25 protein-coding genes are annotated in these 25,897 nt (G+C 68.7%); all 25 read right to left on the bottom strand.

Annotated elements, in window-relative coordinates; translation table 11 throughout:
- Positions 1-35 precede the first annotated feature (35 nt).
- Positions 36-545 (bottom strand): metallophosphoesterase, encoded by a 510-nt coding sequence (locus VNE60_01060; protein ID HVB30095.1) that lies wholly within the window; start codon positions 543-545, stop codon positions 36-38.
- Complete coding sequence (gene lysA / locus VNE60_01055; GenBank protein HVB30094.1) at positions 545-1,825, bottom strand: diaminopimelate decarboxylase; 1,281 nt, start codon at positions 1,823-1,825, stop codon at positions 545-547. The genes VNE60_01060 and lysA overlap by 1 nt, the downstream gene beginning before the upstream one ends.
- Complete coding sequence (proS, locus tag VNE60_01050) at positions 1,807-3,276, bottom strand: proline--tRNA ligase (GenBank protein HVB30093.1); 1,470 nt, start codon at positions 3,274-3,276, stop codon at positions 1,807-1,809. The genes lysA and proS overlap by 19 nt, the downstream gene beginning before the upstream one ends.
- Before the next feature lie 27 nt (positions 3,277-3,303).
- Positions 3,304-4,569: a histidine--tRNA ligase gene (hisS, locus tag VNE60_01045; protein HVB30092.1), complete on the bottom strand. Its 1,266-nt coding sequence runs from the start codon at positions 4,567-4,569 to the stop codon at positions 3,304-3,306.
- Positions 4,570-4,577: 8 nt separating this feature from the next.
- Positions 4,578-5,867, bottom strand: a complete 1,290-nt coding sequence (locus tag VNE60_01040; GenBank protein HVB30091.1) for a folylpolyglutamate synthase/dihydrofolate synthase family protein — start codon at positions 5,865-5,867, stop codon at positions 4,578-4,580.
- Positions 5,852-6,715, bottom strand: a complete 864-nt coding sequence (gene accD, locus VNE60_01035) for an acetyl-CoA carboxylase, carboxyltransferase subunit beta (GenBank protein HVB30090.1) — start codon at positions 6,713-6,715, stop codon at positions 5,852-5,854. Before accD ends, VNE60_01040 begins: the two co-directional genes overlap by 16 nt.
- Positions 6,716-6,760: 45 nt before the next feature.
- Entirely contained in the window at positions 6,761-8,017 is a 1,257-nt protein-coding gene (rodA, locus tag VNE60_01030; GenBank protein HVB30089.1) for a rod shape-determining protein RodA, read from the bottom strand.
- The gene (mrdA, locus tag VNE60_01025) at positions 8,014-9,798 is read right to left on the bottom strand and encodes a penicillin-binding protein 2 (protein ID HVB30088.1); all 1,785 of its coding nucleotides are present in this window, start codon (positions 9,796-9,798) and stop codon (positions 8,014-8,016) included. The genes rodA and mrdA overlap by 4 nt, the downstream gene beginning before the upstream one ends.
- Entirely contained in the window at positions 9,795-10,283 is a 489-nt protein-coding gene (gene mreD, locus VNE60_01020; protein HVB30087.1) for a rod shape-determining protein MreD, read from the bottom strand. The genes mrdA and mreD overlap by 4 nt, the downstream gene beginning before the upstream one ends.
- Positions 10,280-11,272, bottom strand: a complete 993-nt coding sequence (gene mreC / locus VNE60_01015) for a rod shape-determining protein MreC (GenBank protein ID HVB30086.1) — start codon at positions 11,270-11,272, stop codon at positions 10,280-10,282. The genes mreD and mreC overlap by 4 nt, the downstream gene beginning before the upstream one ends.
- An 8-nt stretch (positions 11,273-11,280) precedes the next feature.
- Entirely contained in the window at positions 11,281-12,318 is a 1,038-nt protein-coding gene (locus tag VNE60_01010; protein HVB30085.1) for a rod shape-determining protein, read from the bottom strand.
- 225 nt (positions 12,319-12,543) lie between these two features.
- A complete protein-coding gene (gene ald, locus VNE60_01005; GenBank protein ID HVB30084.1) occupies positions 12,544-13,659 on the bottom strand; it encodes an alanine dehydrogenase in 1,116 nt (371 codons plus the stop codon).
- Between the two features lie 118 nt (positions 13,660-13,777).
- Positions 13,778-15,046: a pitrilysin family protein gene (locus VNE60_01000; protein ID HVB30083.1), complete on the bottom strand. Its 1,269-nt coding sequence runs from the start codon at positions 15,044-15,046 to the stop codon at positions 13,778-13,780.
- Entirely contained in the window at positions 15,046-17,268 is a 2,223-nt protein-coding gene (locus VNE60_00995) for a polyribonucleotide nucleotidyltransferase (GenBank protein HVB30082.1), read from the bottom strand. Before VNE60_00995 ends, VNE60_01000 begins: the two co-directional genes overlap by 1 nt.
- A 78-nt stretch (positions 17,269-17,346) precedes the next feature.
- Entirely contained in the window at positions 17,347-17,607 is a 261-nt protein-coding gene (rpsO, locus tag VNE60_00990; GenBank protein HVB30081.1) for a 30S ribosomal protein S15, read from the bottom strand.
- 141 nt (positions 17,608-17,748) lie between these two features.
- Positions 17,749-19,155, bottom strand: a complete 1,407-nt coding sequence (gene rseP, locus VNE60_00985; protein HVB30080.1) for an RIP metalloprotease RseP — start codon at positions 19,153-19,155, stop codon at positions 17,749-17,751.
- The gene (gene dxr / locus VNE60_00980) at positions 19,149-20,282 is read right to left on the bottom strand and encodes a 1-deoxy-D-xylulose-5-phosphate reductoisomerase (GenBank protein HVB30079.1); all 1,134 of its coding nucleotides are present in this window, start codon (positions 20,280-20,282) and stop codon (positions 19,149-19,151) included. The genes rseP and dxr overlap by 7 nt, the downstream gene beginning before the upstream one ends.
- The gene (locus VNE60_00975; GenBank protein HVB30078.1) at positions 20,279-21,172 is read right to left on the bottom strand and encodes a phosphatidate cytidylyltransferase; all 894 of its coding nucleotides are present in this window, start codon (positions 21,170-21,172) and stop codon (positions 20,279-20,281) included. Before VNE60_00975 ends, dxr begins: the two co-directional genes overlap by 4 nt.
- Positions 21,172-21,924: an isoprenyl transferase gene (locus VNE60_00970; protein HVB30077.1), complete on the bottom strand. Its 753-nt coding sequence runs from the start codon at positions 21,922-21,924 to the stop codon at positions 21,172-21,174. Before VNE60_00970 ends, VNE60_00975 begins: the two co-directional genes overlap by 1 nt.
- A gap of 16 nt (positions 21,925-21,940) precedes the next feature.
- A complete protein-coding gene (gene frr, locus VNE60_00965) occupies positions 21,941-22,495 on the bottom strand; it encodes a ribosome recycling factor (GenBank protein ID HVB30076.1) in 555 nt (184 codons plus the stop codon).
- Complete coding sequence (pyrH, locus tag VNE60_00960; GenBank protein HVB30075.1) at positions 22,492-23,205, bottom strand: UMP kinase; 714 nt, start codon at positions 23,203-23,205, stop codon at positions 22,492-22,494. Before pyrH ends, frr begins: the two co-directional genes overlap by 4 nt.
- A gap of 5 nt (positions 23,206-23,210) precedes the next feature.
- Positions 23,211-23,810, bottom strand: coding sequence for a translation elongation factor Ts (gene tsf / locus VNE60_00955; GenBank protein ID HVB30074.1), 600 nt, complete (start codon positions 23,808-23,810; stop codon positions 23,211-23,213).
- Between the two features lie 123 nt (positions 23,811-23,933).
- A complete protein-coding gene (rpsB, locus tag VNE60_00950) occupies positions 23,934-24,869 on the bottom strand; it encodes a 30S ribosomal protein S2 (protein ID HVB30073.1) in 936 nt (311 codons plus the stop codon).
- 166 nt (positions 24,870-25,035) lie between these two features.
- Complete coding sequence (rpsI, locus tag VNE60_00945) at positions 25,036-25,431, bottom strand: 30S ribosomal protein S9 (GenBank protein HVB30072.1); 396 nt, start codon at positions 25,429-25,431, stop codon at positions 25,036-25,038.
- Positions 25,431-25,880 carry a 50S ribosomal protein L13 gene (gene rplM / locus VNE60_00940; GenBank protein ID HVB30071.1) on the bottom strand — a complete coding sequence of 150 codons (450 nt, stop codon included), beginning with the start codon at positions 25,878-25,880 and terminating at the stop codon, positions 25,431-25,433. The genes rpsI and rplM overlap by 1 nt, the downstream gene beginning before the upstream one ends.
- Between the last annotated feature and the right edge of the window lie 17 nt (positions 25,881-25,897).

The following is a 25,897-nucleotide window of genomic DNA, read 5'->3' as shown; positions in this document are numbered from 1 at the left end:
CAGCGGGTGGTGAGACGATGGAGGCGGTGGCGCGGTCAGCGATTCCACTGCGCCGGATCGAGGGTGAGAAATTCTACGTTCTTGCTATCGAGGTCGAGGATCGCGGCCTGCGGCGTGCCGTGCAGCCAGCCGCACGCCTCGCCGGGGTTGAGGATCAGGGTGCTGCCCCTGGTCTTCATCTCCTGCTGGTGGGTGGCGCCATGGATCACGATCGTATGCGCCTCCAGCGACCGCTTCTGTACGTCGCCGATGTCGTGGACGATGAGGATCCGCTCGCCGCCGACGTCGAAACTGTGCGGCGACTCGAACAGTTCGAGGCCGATGCCGGCGCCGGCCCGCGTGCTCAGGCCTTCGGGGTCACCGTCGTTGCGGCCGAACACGCCGGCCAGCGTCATGTGGGCGTCCTCGAACGGCTTGAGCACGAACGGCGAGCAGAAGTCGCCGGCGTGGAAGACCATCGTCACTCCGGCCTCGGCCATCTGGCGCAGCAACTCGGCCACGGCGGGCACCCGGTCATGCGAGTCCGACATCACGCCCACGCGCATCACTGCCTCCAGTCGGGTTGGTCAACCTCGCGTCGCACCATATCGTCGTACGTCTCGCGCTCCGTCACCACCGCGTAGCGATCGCCGTCCACCAGGACCTCGGCGGCGCGGCGGCGGCTGTTGTAGTTGGACGCCATCACATAGCCGTAGGCCCCGGCGTCGAACACCGCCAGCAGGTCGCCGGCCGCCGGATCGTCCATCGCGCGATCGAGCGCCAGGAAGTCGCCCGATTCGCACACCGGCCCCACCACGTTCAGCACCGCCTGCCCTGCCGGCTGGTGCACGGCCTCGACCCGATGATATGCGTTATAATATGACGGCCGCAGCAGCTCGGTCATCCCGGCGTCGGCGATCGCGTACTCCTTGCCGCCGCTGTGCTTGCGATAGAGCACGCGGGTGAGCAGCACCCCGGCATTGCCGACGATGAACCGGCCGGGCTCGATGAGCAGATCGAGGCCGGCGGCCTGCGCCACCGGCAGCACGGCGTCGGCGAACTCGTCGAGATCGAGCGGCGTCTCGTCGGCATAGCGGACGCTCAAGCCGCCGCCCACGTCGAGGTGGCGGAGCGTGGCGATGCCGGCGGCCCGGATCTCCCCGCACAGTTGGGCCAGGCGCTCGGCGCCGCGGCGATACGGTTCCACGCGGGCCAGCATCGAGCCCAGGTGCATGTCGAGGCCGAGCAGGGTCACGCGGGGCAGTCCGGCCGCGACGCGGGCCACGTGCAGCGCGTCATCGAACGGAATGCCGAACTTGTGGCCCCGCTCCCCGGTCTTGATGTAGGCGTGGGCCGCGTCCACCGTTACCTCGGGGTTCACGCGCAGCGACACCCGCGCGTCGACCCCCAGCTGGACGGCGATGCGGCTGATCGAGCGCACCTCGGCTTCGGACTCGACGTTGAGCAGCAGCACGTCGGCGAGCAGCGCCTCGCGCAGCTCGTCGTCGGTCTTGCCCACGCCGCCGAAGATGATGTCGCGTCCCGCGAACCCGGCCAGCCGGGCGCGGTGCAGTTCGCCGCCCGAGACCACGTCCACGCCGCACCCCAACTCGCGCAGTAGCCGGAGCACGGCACGATTGGAGTTGGCCTTGAGCGTGTAGTGCACCCGGTGCGCCACCGGGGACAGCACGGCGTCGAGGGCGCGGTAGCGCTCGCGAATGAGCGCCGCGCTATAGACGAAGGCCGGGGTGCCCGCGGTCGCGGCGATCTGCGCCAGGGGTACGCCCTCGCAGTGGAGCGCCCCCTCGACGCGCGGGAAGGCCGACGTCAGTACGCCTTGGCCCATACCGCCTCGGCGCTGGCCGGACGACCGCACCGCAGACAGGCCGTCGGCGCCTCCGCCGACCGAAATTCCTCGTCGGGGAGCACGCGGATCGTGGCCTTGGTATCGGCCTTGATCGCCGCCTCGCACTCGGCGTCACCGCACCAGCCCGCGTACACGAACCCGCCCTCGCCGTCCATGACTTGCCGGAACGCGTCATATGTGAGCGGACCGCGGATGCTGTGCTGCTCGCGGCGCTCGCGGGCCGCGATCAGCATGTCGGCCTGGATGCGCGACAGCAGTTCGGCCACGTCCTCCCCGAGCGTGTCGAGCGACGCCGGCCGCTTCTCCCGCGTATCGCGGCGCACCAGCACCACCTGGTTCTTGTCGAGGTCGCGCGGGCCGACCTCCATGCGCAACGGCACGCCGCGCAACTCCCACTCGAAGTACTTGGCGCCGGGCTTGATGCCGTCGCGCGCGTCGATATGCACGCGCAGGCGTCCGGGCTCGCGACGCTCCCAGGCGCCCAGGCCCGCGACGATCCGGTCCGCGGCCTCGAGCACTCGCGCCCGCTCCTCATCGGTCTTGTAGATCGGAACGATCACGATCTCGATCGGCGCCAACAGCGGCGGCACGCGCAGGCCGACGTCGTCGCCGTGCGTCATCACGAGCCCGCCGACGAGCCGCGTGGACACGCCCCAACTGGTGTTCCACGCGTACTCCATCCCGCCCGACTCGGTCTGGAACTTGAGGTCGAACACCTTGGCGAAGTTCTGTCCCAGATTGTGCGTCGTGCCCGCCTGCAAGGCCTTGTTGTCCTGCATCATCGCTTCGCACGAGTACGTGCGCAGCGCGCCGGCGAATCGCTCGGAATCGGATTTGCGGCCCGTCACCACCGGCATCGCCATCCAGCCTTCCATGAAATCGCGATACACGCCCAGCATCTTGCGCGTCTCCACCTCGGCCTCATCATGCGTGGCGTGCGCCGTGTGGCCTTCCTGCCACAGGAACTCGAGCGTGCGCAGGAAGAGCCGCGTGCGCAGTTCCCAGCGCACCACGTTCGCCCATTGGTTGATGAGCAGGGGGAGATCGCGGTAGCTGTGCACCCACTTGGCGAACATCGCGTAGATGATCGTCTCCGACGTGGGCCGCACGACCAGGGGCTCCTCGAGCTTCTTGCCGCCGCCATGGGTCACGACCGCGGTCTCGGGGGCGAACCCTTCCACGTGCGCCGCCTCCCGCTCCAGATAGCTCTGCGGAATGAACAGCGGGAAGTACGCGTTCTGATGCCCCGTGGCCTTGAACTTGTCGTCCAGCGCCCGCTGCATCCGCTCCCAGATCCCGTAGCCGGAAGGCCGGATCACCATGCAGCCGCGCACCGGCGAGTAGTCCGCCAGTTCGGCCTTGAGCACCACCTCGTTGTACCACGCGCTGAAGTCCGCGGCGCGGGTCGTGAGCTTCTTGTCGTCAGCCATGCGTGGGGTGTCGTGGAAGGGACCGGCTCACAGGAGCCGGCCGTCCTGCAATGTAACGGTTCGTTCCTCGCCCGACGCGAGGGACTTGAGGAGCAGCGATCCATCGTCGCGAACAATCACGGCCTGCGGCGCGCCCGCCGCTGCCGCCGCCTTGAACTGGCGCCCCAACTGCTGCGCCCGCAGCGCGTATTCGACGCTCGCCCCGCCGCGGCGCAGCGCCTGCGCCACCTGCATCGCCCGCCCGAGCTGCCTCGGTTCCGCGTACGCCACCCAATAGTCCGGCGTCGTCTGTTCGGCTCGCATGAGCCCGCGGGCCCGCAGGAGTTCGCCCAGCACGACGTCGCCCATGCCGAAGCCGAGCGCCGGCAGGTCGACGCCGCCGAGCGACTGGAGCAGTGTGTCGTAACGGCCGCCGCCGCATACCGCGCGGAACTCGCCATGCGCGTCGAACAGCTCGAACACGATGCCCGTGTAGTAGGCCAGTCCGCGCACGATCTTCAGATCGAGATCCACCCATTCGCCCACCCCGAGCGCGTCGAGGTAGCCGAAGTACCGATCGAGTTCGGCCATCCGCTCGCCGAGCACGCCGCCGGTGCCGTATTCGGCGCGCAGCCCGTCGAGCGAGATCCGTCCGGTGAGCCCGACCACGCGATCCACCGCGCCGTCGCCCAACCCCAACCCCGCGAGCTTCTCCCGCGAGACGTCCATCGGTTGCCGATCGATCTTGTCGATCACCGCGAACACCCCGGGCGCCTGCTCATCCGACACGCCGAGCGTGTCGAGCAACGCGCGCAGCAGCCGCCGGTCGGACACCCGCGCCCGCACGTCGTTCTGCGTGAGGCCGAGCACGCGGACGATCTCGATGGCCACCGCGAGCAGCTCGGCATCGGCGGTCACGTCGGGTTCGCCGACGATGTCCACGTTGAGCTGGAAGTGCTCGCGGAGCCGGCCCTTCTGCTGTCGCTCGTAGCGGAACAGCTGCGGCACGGTGAACCAGCGCACTGGCTTGCGCAGCGCGTTCGCCTTGGCGGCCACCATGCGCGCGAACGTCGGCGTCATCTCGGGGCGCAGCGAAACTTCGCGTCCGCCCTTGTCGATGAAGTTGTACAGCTGCCCCACGATCTCCTCGCCGCTCTTCTTGGTGTACAGCTCCAGCGGCTCGAGCGGCGGACCGTCGTACTCGACGAACGCGAACCGGCGCGCCACGTCCCGCCACGCGCGCAGGATGTAGGCGCGCTCGGCGAACTCGTGGGGGTAGAAATCTCGGAATCCTGGGAGCGCGCCTTTGGTCATGCCTAAAGCTATTGGGGAAACGGAGATAGGTGCAAGCGCGACATGGCGTCTCCCACCGTGTGGAATGAGCCCGTCACGAGCACGGTGGCCCCCCGCTCCCCCGCCGCACGCAGCGCCGCGTCGAAGTCCGGCTCCGCCGAGCCGGGCAGCCCCCTGTCGCGCGCAAAGGCGGCCACCTCGTCCAGATCCCAGGCGCGGCTCTCCGGCGCCGTGGGCGCGTTCGTGAAGACGAACGCGGCCACGTGGGGGCGCAGGGCCAACAGCATGGCGCGCCAGTCCTTGTCGCGGAGGGCGCACACCACGGCCACGACCGGCGCCGGCGGCCTCACCCGCTGCAGCGTCTGCGCGAGCACGCGGGCGCCGTCGGGGTTGTGCGCCACGTCGAACAAATAGTGCCCCAGGCGCTGGAATCGCCCGGGCATGGAGGTCGCGGACAAGTGCGCCGCGGCCTCGGCGAGCGGAGTGGCGTACGGTGGCCCGGCCGCGTCCAGCCATTCGAGCGTGAACGCGAGGTTGGCCGCCTGGTGCGCCCCGACGAGCGGGGTCCGCAGGCGCCGCGTGTGGCCGAGCGCGGTGAGCGTGCACTCGGTGCCTCGCTCGTCCACGGTGATGTCTTCGATGCGCGTGCGCTCGGCCACCACCCGGACGTCCGAGGCGCCGGCGGCGCGCGCCTGCTCGGCCAGGAACTCGCGGATGTGCGCGTCGGGCTCGCCGATCACCGCCGGGCGGCCGGGCTTGAAGATTCCCGCCTTCTCGGACGCGATCGCCTCGAGCGTGTCGCCCAGGTACTCGGTGTGGTCGAACCCGATCGAGATCACGCCCGCCGAGACCGGGTCCACGACGTTCGTGGTATCGAGACGTCCGCCGAGGCCCGTCTCGATGAGCGCGACGTCCACGCGGCAAGCGCGGAAGTGTTCGAATGCGAGGACGGTGGTGGCCTCGAAGAACGTGGCGCCGATGCGCTCGACCAGCGGCGTCCACCGCTCCACGAACGCCACGACGTCCGCCCCGGATATCTCCTCGCCGTCGACCACGATCCGCTCGCGGAAGTCGACGAGATGCGGCGAGGTGTACTTGCCCACGCGCAGGCCTTTGCCGCGCAGCAGCGCCTCGGCCGTGGCCACCGCGCTGCCCTTGCCGTTCGTCCCGGCCACATGGAGCACGGGGATCCGGCGGTGCGGATTGCCCAGGGCCTCGAGGAGCACTTCGGTGCGTTCGAGGCCGAACTTCCATCCGCCGGTTGTGCGCGCGAAGAGATACTGCAGCGCGTCCTGGTACCGGATCAGGTCGACGTCCACCCCGAGGCCGCCGGTTTCCCGGTCATGTGACGGAGCAACTGGCTCACCGTCTGCTTGAGGTCCTTGCGGTGGACGACGGTATCCAGCATGCCGTGGTCGAGGAGAAATTCGGACGTCTGGAAGCCCTGCGGCAGGTCCTGACCGAGCGTCTGCTTGATCACGCGTGGTCCCGCGAACCCGATCACGGCCCCCGGCTCGGCGATGATCGCGTCGCCGAGCATGGCGTAGCTGGCGCTCACGCCGCCGGTGGTGGGATTGGTGAGGATCGAGACGTACGGGATGCGCCGCTCGGCGAGCTGGGCGAGCATCGCCGCCGCCTTGGCCATCTGCATGAGCGACAGGACCCCCTCCTGCATCCGCGCGCCGCCCGACGCCGAGACGATGATCAGGGGGTATTTCCGCTCGAGCGACCGCTGGCCTAGACGGGCGATCTTCTCGCCGACCACGGAACCCATGGAGCCGCCCATGAACGCGAAGTCCATCACCCCGAGATTCACCGGGGCGCCGTCGAGCATGCCGCTCGCCGCGAGGAGCGCGTCGCCCTCGCCGGCGTTGGCGGTGGCCTTCTTGATGCGCTGCGGATATTCGGGGAACCCGAGCGGGTCGGTGGACCGCATGTCGATGTCCAGTTCCTCCAGAGACCCATCATCCAGGAGGATCGCCGCGTACTCGCTGGCCCGGATGCGCCGGTGATGGTCGCAGTTGGGACACACGTTGAGGTTGCGCACGAACTTCTCGCGAATGTCCGTGTGCCCGCACGCCTCGCACTTCTCCCAGACATCGGCGGGGATCTCGAGTCTCTCGCTCCGCGGCTGGCGGAGCTTCTTTTCCTTCCGGAACCAAGCCATTCGTGAAATGTGGAGGGGGCGGCATATGGGGGGAAGAGGCGCGGCCTACAGCGCCAACCGCCCCGTCGCCCCACCCCGCCCCTCGCTGGAGATGCGCGCCAGGATGCCCACGGCCAGCCAGCTCGAGAACATCGCCGATCCGCCGTAGCTGAAGAACGGCAGGGGAATGCCCGTGATCGGGGTGAGATTCAGCGTCATCCCCACGTTCTCGAACACGTGCGTGGCCCAGTAGCCCAGCAGGCCGAACGCCACGAGGCTGCTGTACGAATCGCTGGCCCGAGCCGCCACGCGCACGACGCGGAAGAACAGGTAGCCGAACAGGGCCAACGCCACCGTGACCCCGATGAACCCGAGTTCCTCGCCGACCACCGAGAAGATGAAGTCCGTGTGCTGCTCGGGGAGGAACGCGAGCCGCTTCTGCGTGCCCATCGTGAACCCCTTGCCCAGCCAGCCGCCGGACCCGATCGCCACCTGGGACTGGATCACGTGATACCCCGTTCGCAGGGGATCGCTGGCCGGGTTGAGGAACACCCGCAACCGTGCCTGCCGGTACGGCTCCAGGTGATCCCAGAGGAGCGGAGCGACCACCCCGGAGACCAGATTGGCCGAGACGATGAACACGCCCTCCCAGAGATACGGCTTGTACCAGAGCACCAGCGCCAGCAGGAGCAGAAACCAGGCGCCCCAGATGCTGGTGTTGAACGCCAGGACGAGGCTGACTACGGGACTCGCGATCAGCACCAGCAGCCGCCACGAGATGCCGGTCCAGAACAGCATCGCGAAGAAGATGCCCACGAACACGATGCCGGTGCCGAGGTCCGGTTGGAGCATGATCAGCAGCCAGGGAATGCCCACGATCAGCGCCGGCTTCCAGAGTTCGAGGAGCGATTTGGGCGCCTCGCGATTCCCGGCCAGCACCTTGGCGAGCATCAGCACCACGGTGATCTTGGCGAGCTCCGACGGCTGGCCCAGGCGCACCCCGCCGATGGCCAGCCAGCTGCGCGAACTCGCCGCGGTGCCCGAGCCCTTCCCGACGAACAGCAGCAGCAGGAGGACGACGATCGTGCCGATGTACGCCGGCATGGTGGCCCACTCGATGAGGCGCACCGATGCCCGGCTCACGCCGTAGGCGCCGAGCAGCCCGAGGAAGAACCACAGGATCTGCTGCCGGTACAGGATCGCCACGCGCGTGGGCACGTCGGTCTGTCCGGCGGAGTACACGATCGCGATCCCGTACAACGAGAGGACGATCGCGACTCCGATCAGGGGCCAGTCCAGGGAGATGCGCCGGTCCGCGCTCATCCGCCGGTCTCGAGGAGCGCGGTGGGGGTGGTCTTGAGGTAGTGGCCGATGATTTTGGACGCGATCTGCGCCGCCCGCGGTCCGTGACCACCGAACTCGAGCATCACGACGACCACGATCTGCGGATCGTCGGCGGGCGCGAATCCGGCGAACCAGGCGTGGTTGAGCTCGACGCCGTTCCGCCGCACGCCGCTCTGGGCCGTGCCCGTCTTGCCCGCCATGACGACGCCCTTGATCTGCGCGCTGGCCGCCGTCCCGCCCGCCTGCACCACGCCCATCAGCGCCGCCCTCAGGTTGTCCGCCTGCGTGGAGTCCAGCGTGAAGATCCGCCGGCGCTCGGGCGCGCGCATCGCGATCTCGGGCGTGGCCTCCATGCCGTTCTCGGCAACCGCGGTATAGAACTTGGCCATCCCCAGCACCGTCTGCGCATTCTCTCCCTGCCCGATGGACATGTTCATCACCGTGGCGCCCTGCGTCCAGCCACGCGGCCCGTACTTCTCGTCGAAGTACTTCTGGCGGTCGGGGAATCTCGGCCGGCTGTCTTCCGGGATGTCGATGCCGGCCGGCGCCGTGAACCCCAGCTGCACGCCGCCGGCGATCAGCCGGCTGAGCCCGATGCGCAGTCCGAGCTGGTAGAAGTACACGTCGCACGACTTCTCGATGGCCTGCTGCAGCGTGAGATCGCCGTGCCCCTTGGCGTCCCAGCACGCCCAGGTTCGATCCCCGTAGCGAATGGACCCCGTGCACGGTTGCGGCATGTGATCGGACATCGTCACCAGCCCGTCTTCCAACCCGATCACGGCCGTGGCCAGCTTCCACGTGGAGCCCGGTGGGTACTCGCCCTGGGTGGCCTTGTTGTAGAGCGGGTGGCGGGGATCGTCGCGCAGCGAATCGTAGTAGGCCGTCGACACGCCGCCCACGAACCGGTTGGGATCCCAGCTCGGCGCGCTGTAGAGCGCGATCACGCCGCCGGTGCGTGGGTCGATGGCCACCGCTCCGCCGGTAAGCGAATCGCCGAACAGTTGCGCCACGTACTCCTGCAGATCGAGATCGATGTAGGTGTTGAGCGGCGCTCCCTGCTGGGGCGCGAGATCCTCGCGCGCGCCGACCTCGCGCACCACGCGGCCGCGCGCGTCCACCTCCACGAACCGGCTGCCCTCCCGTCCGCGCAGCGTGGACTCGTACTCGCGCTCCAGGCCCTGCTTGCCCACCTCCTGGCCGGGCTTGTAGCCGGCAAAGGCGGCCGAGGCGAGTTCCGAGTCGCTCACTTCGCCGATCGTCCCCACGAACGCGGCCACGGCCGCGCCGGCGGGATAGTACCGCTTGGGCGCCGACTGGATGATCAGGTTGGGCAGGTCGATGCGATGCTCTTCGAGCACCGAGATCTCGTCGAACGATGGATCCGGCAGGATGACGGTGGGCCGCACGGGATTGCGGCGGTAGCGACGGAGCGCGGCATCCATCTCGCCGCGGCTGAGCGGCACCATCTGCGCGACGCGTTGGAGCGTGGCCCGGAGGGAGTCCATCGACTGCGGAAGGATCGACACGGTGTACCCGACGACGTTCTCGGCGATGACCTTCCCGGTGCGATCGAGGATGGTGCCGCGCGGCGCCGGCAGCGGCACCTCGCGCAGCCGGTTCTCCTCGGAGCGCAGCGACCATTCCTGGTTCCGGATGACCTGCGTCCGGAAGAACGCCATGAGCAGGAACGCGAGCCCTCCGCCGACCAGCGCCAGGGCCACGCGGGCCCGCCGCGCGACTTCGTTGGGATGGAAGCTCACGCGCGGCGGGCCGCGTCCAGCGGCCGCAGAATCGCCATCAACACCACGCCCGCCACCGCGGTCACCGCGGCCGAGAGCACCGACCAGATGAACAGCTGCGCGAGCATTGCCCCCAACGACAGGTTGTGCATGGCCAACACGTACACCAGATCGAACGCCCACTTGCCGAGGAAGAGGAAGAAGGCATTGAGCGCGAGATTGTCGGCGAAGAACAACGCCTTGAGCCACGACGCCGAGAATCCGACCACCGTCAGGGCCAGCGCGCCGGCGCCGAACCCGCCGAGCGTGAGCGAATCGGTCACCAGGCCGAGCGAGAACCCGAGCACGGCCGCCGCTCCGGGGCGCATGCGCACCGCGCCGTACAGCAGCGCGATGACCATGAAGTCGGCCGACACGCGCCAGGGCATGAGCGGCTCGAGCGCGAACTGGAGCACCACCAGCGCGCCGACGACGATCGTGGTTCGCACCACGCGGGCGGCGCTCACCGGCCGCCTCGCCCGCTGTCGGGGCGCGCCGGGTGGCCCGCCGCGCTGTCGGCCGCGGCCTGGCGCCGCGCCGCTTCGAGCCGCGCCACCGCTCGGGCCAGCGAATCGGACACCGTGGTGATCCGGGCCTGCGCCGAATCGGCGCCGGCCGCGGTGGCCCACACGTTCCCCACGCCCTGCGAGGCACGCTGTGGGGTGAGCACCATCACCGAGGTCACGTCGGCGGGATTCACCGCCGGGCGCACGAGATACGTGCGCGACCAGCCCTCCGTGTTCCGGATCTCGGCGATCACGGTGCCTACCGGAATGCCCCGCGGGAACGTGCCGCCGAGTCCCGAGGTGATGATCTCCGCGCCGGGCTTGAGCAGGGTCCGGAAGACCACGTTCCGCAGTTCCAGCAGATATCCGGCCGATCCGGCGCCGATGTGCGGATACACGATGCCGAACACGCTGCCGTCGGCGGTCATGGCGCTCACCCGAAAATCGGGATGCGAGAAGAGCATGACGATGCTCGTCGCGGGGTCGGCGGTCTGCACCAGGCCGACGACGCCCTCGGGCGCCACCACGGGGCTGTACGTCGTGATGCCGGCGCGACTGCCGGCGCTCAACACGAGCGACGTGATGACGTCGCCCGGGCGCCCGTTCTCCTGCAGGGCCTCGGCCGGCACGAACCCCCACCGCAGCCTGCTCCCCATGCCCAGGAGTCCGCGCAACCGGTCGTTCTCGAGTCGCAGGGCATGGGCATCGGCGGCGTCGATGGCCAGCGAATCGCGGCCGATGGCGAGGCGCTCCGACTCCATCCATGCCACGCGCCACTGCGCCGCCCCGCGCTGCACGGTCACGAGCGGCGACATGAGGGTGCGGCGCAGCGCCGCCGCGACGGGCGCGCGCATGGGCTGCGGCAGGGCCAACGTGAGCAGCGACAGCACGACGCACACCACGAGGACGCCGACGTCGACGCGGGTGCCGGAGCGGGCAGCGCGGGCCACGACCGGCCTCAGCTACTGAGGACGGACCAGTACTTCTCTTCGTCGTCGAGGATGCGCCCCGTCCCCCGCACGACGCAGGTCAGCGGATCCTCGTCCACGTGGATCGGCAGGCTCGTCTCCTGGCTGAGCAGCAGATCGAGGCCGCGGATCAGCGCGCCGCCGCCGGTCATCACGATGCCGCGATCGACGATGTCGCTGGCCAGTTCCGGCGGCGTGATCTCGAGCGCCCGCCGCACGGCATCGACGATCTGCTGGATCGGCTCCTGGATCGCCTCGCGGATTTCACTGGAATGGACCCGCACCGTCTTCGGGATGCCCGACACGAGGTCGCGTCCCTTCACGTCCATCTCGCGCTCGTCGCCCACCGGCGCCGCCGAGCCGATCTGGATCTTCACCTGCTCGGCCGTGGGCTCGCCGATCAGCAGGTTGTAGTTCTTGCGCAGGAACTGGACGATGGCGATGTCCAGTTCGTCGCCCCCGGTGCGGATCGAGGTGTCGCTGACGATGCCGGAGAGCGCGATCACGGCGATCTCCGTGGTGCCGCCGCCGATGTCGATGACCATGTTGCCGGTGGGCGTCTCCACGGGAAGGCCGACGCCGATCGCCGCCGCCATCGGCTCGGCCACCATGAATACTTCCTTCGCGCCGGCGCCCATCGCCGAATCACGGACGGCGCGTTTTTCTACTTCTGTAATACCGGACGGCACGCACACGATCACGCGCGGCTTCACCTTGAACACGTGGTTCTCGATGATCAGCGTGAGGAAGTAGCGCAGCATCTTCTCCGTCACGTCGAAGTCGGCGATCACGCCGTCCTTCATCGGGCGCACGGCGATCACGCCGTCCGGCGTGCGGCCGAGCATGCGTTTGGCTTCGAGCCCCACACCCTTGATCTTCTTCGTCTCGCGATCGATCGCGACGACGGAAGGCTCGTTGAGTACGATGCCCTCACCCTTGACGTAGATCAGGGTATTGGCCGTGCCGAGATCGACACCGATCGCATTTGCGGGAAAGAGAGAGCCCGCTTTGAAGAAAGGCCAGCGCATCAACCTGGAATCATGACCCGTGGTGTGGGAACGGAGCGTGGCGCATCGAGGTCAGCCGGCGGCGGCCGGACGTGAACGTATCGCCGCACGGATGTGCCAGCAAGATATTGATTCGCCGTAACCTACGCCACTCCGCACACTGCCCGGTTGCCCAGAAAATCTGGGGGGTGGGGGCCGGTTCGGTCCCCACCCCCCATGTGTTTCCCACCGCACCCCGGCGGGTGCTCAGCCGAGGAACTTGGCGGCCTCGACGTATGGCAGCCCGAACGCCTCCGCCACCGCCTGGTACGTCACGTGCCCATCCGCCACGTTCAGACCCTTGAGCAGGGCGGCATTGTCCGTGAGGGCCTGTTTCCAGCCCTTGTTGGCCAGCTGCGCCGCGTAGGGCAGCGTCGCGTTGGTCAGCGCCAGGGTGGACGTGCGCGGCACGCCGCCCGGCATGTTGGCCACGCCGTAGTGGATGACCCCGTCCACCACGTAGGTGGGATTCTCGTGCGTGGTCGCATGGATCGTCTCCACGCACCCGCCCTGATCGATCGCCACATCCACGATCACGGAGCCGGGGCGCATCCGCTTCAGATCCTCGCGACGGACCAGTTTGGGCGCCTTGGCGCCCGCGATGAGCACGCCGCCCACCACGAGGTCGGCCGTCTCGATGGCTTCGAGGATGTTGTGCCGGTTGGAGTGGATGAGCTGCACGTTGGCCGGCATGACGTCGCTGAGATAGCGGAGCCGATCCAACGACAGGTCGAGGATGATCACCTTGGCGCCCATCCCGGCGGCCATCTTGGCGGCATTGGTGCCCACCACGCCACCGCCCAGGATCACGACCTTGGCCGGCGCCACGCCCGGCACGCCGCCGAGCAGCACCCCGCGCCCTCCGTAGAGCTTCTCGAGGTACTTGGCGCCCTCCTGCACCGCCATCCGGCCCGCCACCTCGGACATCGGGATGAGCAGCGGCAGGTCGTGGTTGGGCAGCTCCACGGTCTCGTAGGCCACGCACACGGCGCCACTGTCCATGTGGGCTCTGGTCAGGCGCTCGTCGGCGGCGAAGTGGAAGTACGTGAAGATGAGCTGGCCGCGCCGCATGTGCTTCCACTCCGGCTCGATCGGCTCCTTGACCTTCATGATCATGTCGCTGTCGCGCCACACCGTGGCGGCGTCGGGGGCGAGCTTCGCGCCCACCGTCGTGTACATATCGTCGGGGAACCCGCTGCCAAGCCCGGCGCCGGCCTCGACCAGCACGGAATGGCCCGCGCTCACGAGCGCTTCGGCGCCCGCCGGAACCAGCGCGATGCGGTTCTCGTTCGTTTTGATTTCCTTCGGAACGCCAATTTTCATGGCTCGAATTGGGTGCGAGATTTGGTGACCGGCCGTGACCGCCCTGATGCGAGTCCCGGCTTGGGGTCACTGGGAAACCTAAGGACCGGGAACATCCGGTGCACCCCGCCCTGCGGGCTCAATCCGCCCGCGTGGGCCCCAGCGAGAGCACCGTCTGCGCCGCCGGGTCGAAGAACTCCCGGGCCACCTGGGCCACCGTCGCCGGCTCCACCGCGTCCACCTGGGCGAGCAGCTCGTCCAGCGTGCGGTACGGCTCGTCGTAGAGCTCCACCGACGCCGCCCGGTACATCCGCGCCCCCGGGCTCTCCAGGGACAGCACCAACTGCCCCTTGAGCTGCTCCTTGCCCATGGCCAGCTCCGCCTCGGGGATGCCTTCCGCGGCCACGCGCCCGAGCTCGGCGGTTATCGCCTCCAGGGCCGGTCCGGCCGTCTCGGGCCCCGTCCCCACGTACACCCCGTGGATGCCGGCCAGCTCATGCAGCGACTGGAAGGTGTACACCGCGTAGGCGAGGCCCAGTTCCTCGCGCACTCGCTGGAACAGGCGCGAGCTCATCCCGCCACCCATCAGCATGCTCACCAGCACCAGCGCGTGACGGCGCGGGTCGTGGTGCGCCATGGCGCGGGATCCCACCACGAGGTGCGTCTGGGCGCCCTCGCGATCCACGTGGCGCGACGCCGGAGCGACGATGGACACCGGGGGCGCCACCGGACGCGGCGTGCCGCCTCTGGGCCTCGCCGTCCATCCCGTGGCATCGAGCGCCGCGAGCAGCTGGTCGTGATCCACGCTTCCGGCGGCCGATACGACGATGTGCTCCGGGTGATACGCGCGCTCGTGGAGGGCCCGGAGCTCGCGCGTGCCGAGCCCGGACACGGTCTCGCGCGTGCCGAGGATGGAATACCCGAACGGGTGCGCGCCCCAGAGGGCCTCGTTGTGCAGCTCGAACACGAGATCGTCCGGGGTGTCGTCGACCATCGCGATCTCCTCGAGCACCACCCGCCGCTCGAGCGCCAGATCTTCCTCGCGCAGCGCCGGCTGGAACATCATGTCGGCGATCACGTCGGCCGCGAGGTCCAGGTGCGCGTCGAGGACGCGGGCCTGGAACACGGTGTGTTCGCGCGACGTGTACGCATCGAGCCCGCCCCCGACGGCTTCCAGGGACAGCGCGATCTCGGCGGCGCTCCGGCGCGCCGTGCCCTTGAACACCATGTGCTCGAGGAGGTGCGACACCCCCATCTCGTCGGCCCGCTCGTGGACCGAGGCCGACCGCACCCAGGCCCCGAACGACACCGACCGTACTCCCGGCATCTGCTCCGAGAGTACGGTCAGTCCATTCGAGAGTACGGTGCGCCGGAACTGCGTGTCGCCGTGACGCTCGGGTGCAGTCACTAGCGCCGCGAACGCTCGCCGCCGCGGCGCCCGCCGTGACGTTCGCCCCCGCGATCGCCGCGATCCCCGCGCTCCGAGGATTCGGCACGCGCTTCGCCGCCCTGACCCTCGGCCGCCGGCTCGTCCGGTGTGCCTTCGGGCTTGGGCTGCAGCGCCTTCATCGACAGGCGCAGGCGTCCGCGCTCATCGCGTTCGATGAGCTTGACCTTCACGCGGTCGCCCTTCTTGACCACGTCCTCGGTCTTGTCCGTGCGGCCGTGGCGCATCTCGGAGATGTGCAGGAGGCCTTCGGTGCCCGGCATGATCTCGATGAACGCGCCGAACGCCGTCGTGGACTTGACGGGGCCCTCGTAGATCTCGCCCACCACCGGCTCGGCGGTGATCGCCTGCACCATCTGGCGCGCCCGTTCCATGGCCTCGCCGCCGACGGCGGCGATCGTGACCAGGCCGGAGTCGTCCACCGTGAGTTCGGCGCCCGTCTCGTCCTGGATGCCGCGGATGGTCTTGCCCTTGGGGCCGATGAGGTCGCCGATCTTCTCGGGGTTGATCGTCATCGTGACGATGCGGGGCGCGTACGGCGACAGGTCGGCCCGCGGGGCCGCCAGCGCCTTCTGCATCTCGCCGAGGATATGGAGGCGGCCTTCACGCGCCTGCGCGAGGGCTTCCTTCATGATCTTGAGGTCGAGGCCCTGGACCTTGATGTCCATCTGGATGGACGTGATCCCCTGGGCGGTGCCGGCCACCTTGAAGTCCATGTCGCCGAGGTGGTCCTCGGTGCCCAGGATATCGGTGAGGACGGCGTACTTCTTGCCTTCCTTGATCAGGCCCATCGCCACGCCGGCCAGCGGCGCGCCCATCGGGACGCCGGCGTCGAACAGGGCCAGCGAGCCGCCGCAGATCGACGCCATGGACGACGACCCGTTGGACTCGAGCACGTCGGACACGACGCGGATGGTATACGGGAACTCTTCAAACGGCGGGAGCATCGCCTGGAGGGCGCGCTCGGCCAGATTCCCGTGGCCGATCTCGCGGCGCGACGTGCCGCGCATGGGCCGGACCTCGCCCGTGGAGAACGGCGGGAAGTTGTAGTGGAGCATGAACGACTTGGTGGACTCGGACGGCTCGTCGATCGTGTCGAGCCGCTGCACGTCGTTGGCCGTGCCGAGCGTGACGCTCACCAGGGCCTGGGTCTGGCCGCGCGTGAACAGGGCCGAGCCGTGAGCCCGCGGCAGCACCGCGGTGTCGATCGTGATCGTCCGCACCTCGGTGGCCTTGCGGCCGTCGACGCGGAGCTTGGTGTCGAGGACCTGCGAGCGCAGCGCGTCGTACTCGACGTCGTCGAGCACGCCCTTGATGTCGCCGACGTTGTCGGGGAATTCGGGCGTGAGTTCCTCGGCCACCGCGTCCTTGACGCGTTCCACGGCCTGGACGCGGGTGTGCTTGTCCTTCTGGTTGATCGCGTCGGCGATGCGCGGCTCGGCCACCTTCTTGACGCGGGCCTCGAGGCCGGCGGGAAGTTCGGGCTTGACCCACGCCATCTTGGCCGGGCGGTCGATCTTGGCGAGCAGCTCTTCCTGGGCCGCGATCAGCTCCTTGATGCCGCCATGGGCGACCTGGAGCGCGTCGACGACGTCATCCTCGGACACCTGCAGCGCGCCGCCTTCGACCATGACGATCGAGTCGTCCGAGCCGGCGACGACGAGATCCAGGTCGCTGTACTCGAGCTGCTGGAAGGTGGGGTTGAGGATCCACTTGTCCTCCATGCGACCCACGCGGACCCCGGCGATGGGGCCCATGAACGGGATGCGGGAGGCGTTGATCGCGAACGAGGCGGCGACGAGCGCGAGCACGTCGGCGTCGTTCTCCTGGTCGGCCGACACCACGTAGATGTAGACCTGGACCTCGTTCTTGAACCCGTCCGGGAACAGCGGACGGATCGAGCGATCGATCACGCGCGCCGCGAGGATCTCGTGGTCGTGCGGGCGTCCTTCGCGCTTGATGAACCCGCCCGGGATCTTGCCCGCGGCGTAGGTCTTCTCGCGATACTCGACGAGGAGCGGGAAGAACGGGAGCGTGCTGCGCTTGTCGCTCACCGTGACGGCGGCGATGACCATGGTATCGCCGAACTGCACGACGGCCGATCCGGCCGCCTGCTTCGCCATGCGCCCCGTCTCGATGACGAGTTTGCGACCGGCGAAGATCTTTTCGATGCGTTGCATCATTGCGTTGTGGCCTCGTGGAATGCAAAAAGCGCGCGGGCCACGACGTGGCGCTCCGCGCGCGTGCTCATCACGCTCACCCTAGTACCGGAGACCGAGATCCTGAACCAGCTGGCGATAGCTCTCGACGTCGGTCCGTCGCAGGTAGCTCAGCAACCGCTTCCGCTGGCCCACCATCTTCAGCAGGCCGCGCCGGCTGTGGTGGTCCTTCTTGTGCGCGCGGAAGTGCTCGGTCAGGTAGTTGATGCGCTCCGTGAGGACGGCCACCTGCACCTTGGTGGAGCCGGTGTCGCTCTCGTGGGCTCTGTACTTCGCGATCTCGGGTGACTTCAGAAAGGACATGTCGTGATGATCCCCGCCCCAATGGCGGTATGACGATTGAACCGAATTAGTTACAGCTTATGAAGTTAACGGGGGCACCTGCGCCTGTAAAGGGAGGCACGTGGCGCGGGTTTTCCTCGCCCCTCCCCCACCGGTCCGCGCTCAGGAGAAGAACCGGCCCAGCCACGCCTTCGTATCGTTGAACATCACGATCGCGAACAGCAGCGCGATCGCCAGCAATCCTACGCGCAGAATGTTCTCCCGCGTGCGCGCGCTGAACGGGCTGCCCTTGGCCGTCTCGATCACGTTCATGACGATCTGCCCCCCATCCAGAATCGGAATGGGCAGCAGGTTCAGCACGGCGACGTTGATGCTGAGAAGCGCGATGAGATAGAACAGGCTCTCCATCCCGCTCCGCGCCGCCTGCACCGACGCCCGCGTGATGGCGATCGGCCCGCCGAGCTCCGTGACCGATACCTTGCGCGTCATCAGATCGTGGACCGTTCCCACCACGGCGCCGCCCATGGCCCAGGTGGCGCGGGTCCCGTTGCTCACGGCCTGGGCCGCGCTCAGCGGCACGCGCCGCACCAGCTCGCGCTGCGCCACGCCGATGCGCCCCACCGTATCCACCGCGCCCGTGACCGGGTCGGTGACGGGCGTAGGGCGCGGCGTGATGCGCAGGTCCAGGAGACGGCCCCCGCGACTCACCTGGACGACGAGCGGCACGTTGGCCGCCGCCGAGACCCGGGCGACCAGTTCCGCGAACCCGGGCATCGCCTCGCCGTCGATGGCGACGATGCTGTCGCCGGGTTGCATGCCCCCGCGTGCCGCCGGACCGCCCGCGATGATCGAATCCATGACCGGCGCCACGCGGTAGTCGATGGCATTGGCCACCGTCGCCGGCGTGACCTGATCGGTCAATGGAACGACCACGTCGCCGTGCTGGGTGGTGAACGTCACCTGGCGCTGGCTCTTGCCGATGTCGCCGATGATGTCGCTCCAGTCGGCGACGGTGTCTCCGTTGACCCGGAGGATGGTGTCGCCGGGGAGGAGCGCCTTGAGCGACGGCGCTTCGACCGGCACGCGCACCGCGCCGACGACGCGCGTGGGCACGACGACGCGCCCGAAATGCAGGGACAGCCCGATCGCCACGACCAGCGCCAGGATCGCGTTCATCGACACCCCGGCGAGCAGGATGAAGAGCCGGGCCGGCAGCGGCTTGGACTCGAACCACCGATGCTCGGGCACGGGGCGCGGGCCGAACGGGATCATCGCCCCGGGATCGTAGCCGGGATCTCCCGCCTTGAGGCCGCTCTGCTCCTCGCTGCCCCCCTCGAGAAACGCCGCCGTCTCGTCGTGCCGCGACGCCATCCGCACGTAACCGCCCAGCGGAAGGAGCGCGAGCACGTACTCCGTCTCGCCGCGCCGGCGGCGCCAGAGGGCCGGCCCGAACCCGATGGAGAAGCGCGGGGCATACACCCCCACGGCCTTCGCGGCCAGGAAGTGGCCCAGCTCGTGGACGAAGATCACGAGGCCGAACACGAGCAGGGGGGCAAGAATCGCTAGCATCCGAAACGGTCTCTCACGAATTGACGGGCCGCGGCGTCGGCCGCTTCGAGCGCGTCCCGGGTGTCGCCCGGCCACGCGCCCAGCGCATCGAGGGCCCCGCCGATCGCGTTCGCGATCTCGGTGAACCCGATACGTCCGTCCAGGAATATGGCGACCGCCTGCTCATTGGCGGCATTGAACACCGCCGGCGCGGCCCCGCCCGCCCGGCCCGCCGCGATGCCAAGACGCAGGGCCGGGAAATCGTCCACGCGGACGGGCTCGAAGGTGAGCGGCGACGCCGCCACGGGGTCGAATGGCGCGATGCCGACGTCGGGCACCCGCGCCGGATGGGTGAGCGCGTACAGCACCGGCAGCTCCATGCTCGGCACGCCCAGCTGCGCGAGCACGCTCCCATCCACGAACTCCACGAACGAATGGACGATGCTCTGCGGATGCACGACGACGTCGATGCGGTCGTAGGGCAGTCCGAACAGGTAGTGCGCCTCGATCACTTCGAGCGCCTTGTTGGCCAGCGTGGCGCTGTCCACCGTGATCTTGCGGCCCATCCGCCAGGTGGGATGCTGGAGCGCGTCGGCCAGCGTCGCCCGCTGGAGTTGGTCCGGCGACCACGTTCGGAACGGGCCGCCCGAGGCCGTGAGGACGACGCGGCGCACCTCGACGCCGGGCCGACCGGCGATGCACTGCAGCACGGCGCTGTGCTCGCTGTCCACGGGCACGATTTCGCCGCCGCCGCGCACGCGGGCCGCTTCCACGAGGTGCCCGCCCATGACGAGCGTCTCCTTGTTGGCCAGCGCCACCCGCTTGCCGCATTCGAGCGCCGCCAGCGTCGCGTCGAGGCCGATCGAGCCCACCACGGCGTTGAGCACGATGTCCACGTCGTCCCGCACGGCGGCCTCGGTGAGGCACGCCGGGCCGGTGCGCCAATCGTCGCCCACGGCGGCGCCAGCCCGCACGATGCCCACGAACGACGGCCGGTGCGCCGCCACCTGCTCGCGCAGCAGCGTGGCGTTCTCGAACGCCGTGAGCGCCGCCACGCGAAACCGCTCGGGTTGGCGGGACAACACCCGGAGCGCGGTCGTGCCGATCGATCCGGTCGACCCGAGAATGGCCACGCCCCTTCTGGTCATAGCGGCGCCGGGACGAGCAGCAGGCCGAGGAGCAGATACGCCACCGGCAATACGAAGAACAGGCTGTCGAGCCGATCCAGGATGCCGCCATGGCCCGGAATCAGGGTCGAGCTGTCCTTGACGCCGGCCTCGCGCTTGAGCAGCGACTCGAACAGGTCGCCCGCCTGCGCCGCGATGCTCACCACCACCGCGAACACGGCAATCCCGACGGGAGTGAGCCCGAGCTGGGCCACCGGACGGAGCACGTATTCCGCGAACGCGTAGGTGACGAGGCCGCTGGCGATGATCCCGCCGACGGCGCCGGCCACGGTCTTTCCGGGGCTCACCGAGGGCATCAGCTTGCGCTTGCCCAGGGTGCGCCCCACGGCATAGGCCCCGATGTCGGTGGCCCAGGTGACGAGGACGGGGAGCATGACGATCACTCCGCCGGCGGCGATGAGCACCTGGTGGCCGCCGATGTCCACGTCGCGTCCGCCCAGAGCGTACGGGTGATAGCGCAACGCATACGCGAACGACAGCGTGCAGCCGCTGTACAGCGCGCCGAACAGGGTCACGCCGAGCGACGCCATGGGCTGCCCGCGCGATCCCCGCATCCAGAGCGACAGGGTGCACACGGCGAGGACGACGACGATGATGTCGACCGGGCGCACGACGTAGATGCCCAGATAGCGGGCGTGCACGGCGAGCGGGGTGAGGCCGGCCAGTCCGATGCCGATGTCGTCCAGGGGTTGGTTGCCGGCGGCGCGCGCGAGGCGGAAGAACTCCCACGCCGCGAGCGCGGAGGCCACGGCGAGGAGGGCCGCCAGCGCCGCGCCGCCCCACAGGAGGATGGCGACGACGATCGGCGCGGCGACGACCGCGAACAGGACCCGGCGCGACAGCTCGCCCATCAGACGGTCACGCGGCCGAACCGGCGATCGCGCGCCTGGAAGGCGAGAATGGCTTCGTAGAATTGCGGCCGGCGGAAGTCGGGCCAGAGGACGGGTGACACGTAGAGCTCCGTGTAGGCGAGTTGCCAGAGCATGAAGTTGGAGATGCGCTGCTCGCCCGACGTGCGGATGAGCAGATCGGGATCCACCATGCCGGCGGTATACAGGCGGCCCTCGAACGCGGCCTCGTCGATCTGGCCGGGCGACAGCCGCCCCGCCGCGACGTCCTCGGCCAGGGACCGCGCGGCGCGGACGAGCTCGGCGCGCGCGCCGTAGGAGATGAACAGATTGAGCGCGAGGCGGTCGTTGGCGGCGGTCTGGGCCGTGACGCGGGCCACGGCGGCGGCGGCGGGCGGCGTCAGCCGCTCGATCTCGCCGAGCACGCGCACGCGCACGCCGTGCTCGTCCAGCGCATCGGCCTCGCGCTGGATGTACTCCTCGAGCAGCGACATGAGGGCCGAGACCTCGCGCTTGGGCCGCTGCCAGTTCTCCTTGGAGAAGGCGAACAGGGAGAGCGATTCGAGGCCGACCTCGATCGCCGCCTCGACGACCTCGCGCACCGACTGCATGCCGGCGCGGTGGCCGTACGTGCGCGGCATGACGCGGTCGCGCGCCCACCGGCCGTTGCCATCCATGATGATGGCCACGTGGCGCGGAATGCGCCCGTGCAGGCGGATGCGCCCCAGCAGCTCCTCGCCTGTCAGGTCCGGCACACCACGAGGCCTCGCGTCAGACTTCCATGATCTCGGCTTCCTTCACCTTGATCAACTCGTCGACCTTGTGAATGAAGTCGTCGTGGAGCTTCTGGATGTCCTTCTCGCCGTGCTTCACGTCATCCTCGGACACGCCCTGCAGCTTCTTGGCCGACTCGCGGGCGTGGGTGCGGGCGTGGCGAATGGCGATCTTCCCTTCCTCGGCCATCTTGTGCATGACCTTGACCAGCTCCTTTCGCCGCTCCTCGTTCATCATCGGCAGCGGCACGCGGATCACGGCGCCCTGGCTGGACGGTTCGAGCCCGAGGTTGGCGTCGCGAATCGCCTTCTCGATCACCTTGCTCTGGCTCTTGTCGAACGGGGTGACGATCAGCGTGCGCGGTTCGGGCGACGACACGGTGGCCACCTGGTTCATCCCGAGCAGCGAGCCGTACACCTCGACGCGCACGGTATCGAGCATGTTGGGCGAGGCTTTGCCCGAGCGGAGCGTGGAGAATTCGCGCTTCGTGCTCTCGAGGCCCTTCTCCATGGTGCCGCGGCATTCCTTCAGGATGTCTTGGATTGTGCTCATCGGACGAGAGTTCCTTCGCGCTCCCCGCGGACCGCGCGGGCGATGGCGCCAGGTCGATGGATGTTGAGAACGATCAAGGGCAGGTCGTTTTCCTTGCAGAGCGTGACAGCCGTCTGGTCCATCACCTTCAACTCCTCGATCATGACGTCGCGGTAGCTGATCTCCTCGTACCGCGTGGCGGTGGGGTCCTGCTTGGGATCCGCCGAATACACGCCGTCCACGCTCGTGGCCTTGATGATCACGTCGGCCTTGATCTGGATGGCGCGCAGGACCGCCGCGGTGTCGGTGGAAAAATAGGGATTGCCGGTACCGGCGGCAAAGATCACGCTCCGCCCCTTCTCGAAGTGGCGGAGGGCGCGGCGCCGGATGTAGGGCTCGGCGAGTTCCTCCATCCGGATGGCCGTCATGACGCGGGTGACGATGCCTTTGCGCTCGAGAATGTCCTGCACCGCGAGCGCATTGATGACGGTGCCGAGCATGCCCATGTAGTCGGCGGTGACGCGGTCCATCCCCATCTTCGAGAGGATGGTGCCGCGCACGATGTTGCCGCCGCCGATCACCATGCCCACCGTGGCGCCCAGGCGGACCACGGAGACCACCTCGTCGGCCAGGCGGTCGATGGTTTCGAAATCGAAGCCGAACCCCATCTTTCCGGCCAGGGCTTCACCGGAGAGCTTGATCAGCACGCGCGGATAGCGGAGCTCGGCCATGGGGCTCAGCCCTCGCCGAGCTGCAGGCGCGCGAAGCGCTTGACCTGGATGTTCTCGCCGGTCTTGGCCGAGACTTCCTTGACGAGGTCGGAGATCGTCTTCTTGGGGTCGCGCACCCAGGGCTGGCTGAGCAGCGTCACGTCCTTGAAGAACGCCTCGATCTTGCCGTCCACGATCTTCTGGAGCATGGCCTCGGGCTTGCCACTCTGGCGCGTCTGCTCCTCGGCGATCCGGCGCTCCGAATCCACCACCGCGGCGGGGATCCCGTCCTTGTCCACGGCCAGCGGCGCGGTGGCCGCGATGTGTTCGGCGATGAAGCGGGCGAGGTCCTTGAAATCATCGGTGCGGGCCACGAAGTCGGTTTCGCAGTTGATCTCGACCAGCGCCGCCACCTTGCCGTTGTGGTGGATGTAGTGTCCGATGATGCCCTCGCTGGTCGTGCGGCCGGCGCGTTTCTCGGCCTTGGCCACGCCGCGCGAGCGCAGGTTCTCCACGGCCTTGTCGATATCGCCCCCGGTCTCGTCGAGGGCCTTCTTGCAGTCCATCATGCCGGCGCCGGTACGCTGGCGCAGCTCCTGGACGTCTTTCGCGGAAAATGGTGCCATGTATTGATCCGTCCTACGGTCTGAGTCGTGGAAACGCCGCCAGCGGGAGCCGGCGGCGTCTGTCGGTGCTGCAGCGGCAGGCGCCGCGACCAGCGGCCCGCCGGGCGGGCCGTCGATCCGGAGCTATTCGGCGGGGGTCGATTCGCCGCCGTCGGCGGCACCCTCGGATTCTCCGGCGTCGCCGGCTTCAACCGCTTCGCCGGGCTCGCCGGTGGTCTTGAGGCGCGCCGCGATCGCTTCGGGCTTGGCACGGCGGCGCCGCGGACGGCGGCGACGCTTGCGTTCGGCTTCGCCCTCGGCCGGTTCGGCGCCGCGATCGGAGCTGTAGGTGTAGCTCTCGCCTTCCTCGGTCTCCTCGCGCACCGGCGCTTCGCGCCGCGCTTCGGAGATGGCAGCCGCGATCGCCTTGGTCATCAACTCCACCGAGCGGATCGCGTCGTCGTTGCCGGCGATCGGCACCGTGATGAGATCGGGATCGGCGTTGGTGTCGACCACGGCGATGATCGGGAGCTTGAGCTTGTTGGCCTCGCTGACGGCGATGCGCTCCTTCTTGGAGTCGACCACGAACAGCAGGCCCGGGAGCCGCGTCATGTTGCGGATGCCGCCCAGGTACTTGGTGAGCTTGTCCCGCTCCCGCCCCATCATCAGCTGCTCTTTCTTGGTGTAGTTCTCGAACTCGCCGCCCGACTCGGAGCCGGCTTCCAGCTCCTTCATGCGGCGCAGCTGCTTCTTGGCCGTCTGGAAGTTGGTGAGCAGGCCGCCCAGCCAGCGCTCGGTGATGAAGAGCGCGCCGCAGCTTTCGGCGGCTTCCTTGACGATGCCAGCCAACTGCGTCTTGGTGCAGACGAACAGCACGTTCTCGCCGCGCAGGATGACCTCGCGGGCCAGCTTCTGGGCGAGGTCGAGCTGCCGGATGGTTTTCTGGAGATCGATGATGTGGATCCCGTTGCGCTCGGCGAAAATGAACCGGCGCATCTTGGGATTCCAGCGCCGCGTCTGGTGCCCGAAATGGACACCGGCGGCGAGCAACTGCTCGAGCGTGAGCTGCGAATCGGACATGGTGCGAGACTACCCTCGGTTTGGTTTGATCGTCCCCCGCCGTCAGCGCCCGTCGCGAACCGATGAATCGGCACCCGCGAGGGCTCGGGAAGGGTGAGAGATGAACGGCCCGCGCCGGTGAGTGGCGGACGGGAGACCAAGCCCCCGCCCACCCCCACCCACGCGACTAGCGCTTACTGAACTGGAACCGCTTGCGGGCCTTGGGACGGCCCGGCTTCTTGCGCTCGACCGCCCTGGCGTCGCGCGTCAGGAGGCCGAGGTCACGCAGTTTGCGGCGGTGCTCCTCGTCGATCATGACGAGGGCGCGGGCCACCGCGAGGCGAAGCGCGCCGGCCTGGCCGTTCTGGCCGCCGCCTTCGCATTTCGCCTTGACATCGTAACGGCCGAGCGTGTCGGTCGCCGTGAACGGCTGCTGGATGGCCGACACCAGCGTGGGCCGCGGGAAGAAGTCGCCGAGCGTGCGCCCGTTGACGTCCCACTTGCCGGAGCCCGGCTTGATGTAGACGCGGCACACCGCCTCTTTGCGGCGGCCGATCGCGTGGATCGTGGTCGTGTCGGCCATTACTTGGTCTCGCTCTTCTTGATGGGAAGCGGCGTGGGCTGCTGTGCCGCGTGCGGATGCTCGGCGCCTGCGTACACGCGCAGCTTGCCGCGCAGGACCTGGCGGCCGAGGGCCGTCTTGGGAAGCATGCCGTGCACCGCCTTCTCGATCACGCGCTCGGGGTGCTTGGCCAGCATGGTGGCGAACGGCGTGTGCCGCTCGTGGCCCATGTACCCGGTGTACGTGAAGTAGCGCTTCTGCTCCGCCTTCCGCCCGGTGACCCTGACCTTGGCCGCATTGATCACGATGACGTTGTCACCGGTGTCCATGTGCGGGGTGAAGATGGGCTTGTGCTTGCCGCGAATGACCTTCGCGATTTCGGATGCGAGGCGGCCGAGCACCATGCCGTCTGCGTCCACGATGAACCACCGCTGCTCGATGTCGCGCGGGGTGGCGCTGAACGTCTTCATTGACTGCCCTGACGAAC

Source organism: Gemmatimonadaceae bacterium, assembly GCA_035533755.1.
GTDB lineage: Bacteria > Gemmatimonadota > Gemmatimonadetes > Gemmatimonadales > Gemmatimonadaceae > JAGWRI01.
This window is presented reverse-complemented; position numbering and strand designations above follow the sequence as displayed.